The following is a 1,239-nucleotide window of genomic DNA, read 5'->3' as shown; positions in this document are numbered from 1 at the left end:
GTTCACCTACGAGGGAAGCGCGCGCAAGGTCCGCCACACCGTGGCGCTGGTGTCCTGGACCGACCCGGACGACTTCGGCCGGCAGAAGGTTGAGCCGGTGCAGCTGCACGATGGCATCGCCCGTTATGGCGTGAACCAGATCGAGGTCACCGCGCTCGGCTGCCATTCGAAGTCGCAGGCGCAGCGGGTGGGCAACCACATCCTCTACAGCGAGAACCTGGAGACGGAGACGGTCACCTTCGCCGTGGGCTTGGACGCGTTGAACTGCATGCCCGGTGACGTGATCCAGGTGGCCGACGCCAACCGCGCCGGCCGCCGGAACTCCGGTCGCATCAGCGCGGCAACGGCCAACAACCTGACCCTGGACGTGGTGCCGCCAACCATGGCCGTGGGTGATGTCCTGCGCGCCACCCTGCCCAGCGGCAAGACCGAAGCGCGCACCATTAACGCGGTCAACCCGACCACCCGGGTGGTGACCGTTTCGGCGCCCTGGAGCGCGGTGCCTGTGGCGCAGTCGATCTGGGCGACCGAGTCCACCGACCTGGTGCTGCAGCAGTTCCGGGTACTGGGCATCGCCGAGGAGGAGGGGCTCACCTACCGCATCACGGCGCTGCAGCATCGCCCGGACAAGTTCGCTGCCATCGATGACGGCACGCGCTTGGAGCCGCCTCCGATCAGCGTTATTCCGCCCAGCGTGCAGCCGCCGCCGGCCAACGTGCGCATGTCCTCCCATGTGGTGATCGACCAAGGCATCGCTACGCCGGTGCTGACCATCGAGTGGGACGCTGCCGACAAGGCGATTGCCTACGACGTGGAATGGCGCCGGGACGATCTGAACTGGGTTCGTGCGGGCCGGGTAGGGACCACTAGCTGCGAGGTCCGGGGCATCTACGCCGGTAAGTACCTGGCCAGGGTGCGCGCGGTCAACGCGCTCAACGCGGTCTCGCAGCCGTCGCTGAGCATGCTGACCGATATCAAGGGCAAGACGGAGCCGCCGCCGGCACTGACCTCGCTGACGGCCACGCCGGTGGTGTTCGGCATCCGACTGGCGTGGGGCTTCCCGGCCGGGGCGACTGATACCGAGCGGACTGAGATCTGGCGCAGTGCAGGGCCCGATCGCGCCAGCGCCACGAAGTTCGCCGACTTCGCCTACCCGCAGAACCGCTACCAGCTCGACGGCCTGGCCGCCGGTGCCCGGTTCTACTTCTGGGGCCGACTGGTGGACAAGAGCGGCAACAT

1 protein-coding gene is annotated in these 1,239 nt (G+C 67.8%); it reads left to right on the top strand.

Translation table 11 applies throughout. The features are described from left to right. Window positions 1-1,239 (top strand): host specificity protein J (locus ACFV9G_RS29905; protein WP_378733128.1); only part of this gene is annotated, 1,239 nt, incomplete at both ends.

Origin of the sequence: Nocardioides sp. NPDC059952 (assembly GCF_042730435.1) — a bacterium.
Classification (GTDB): domain Bacteria; phylum Actinomycetota; class Actinomycetes; order Propionibacteriales; family Nocardioidaceae; genus Nocardioides.
This window is presented reverse-complemented; position numbering and strand designations above follow the sequence as displayed.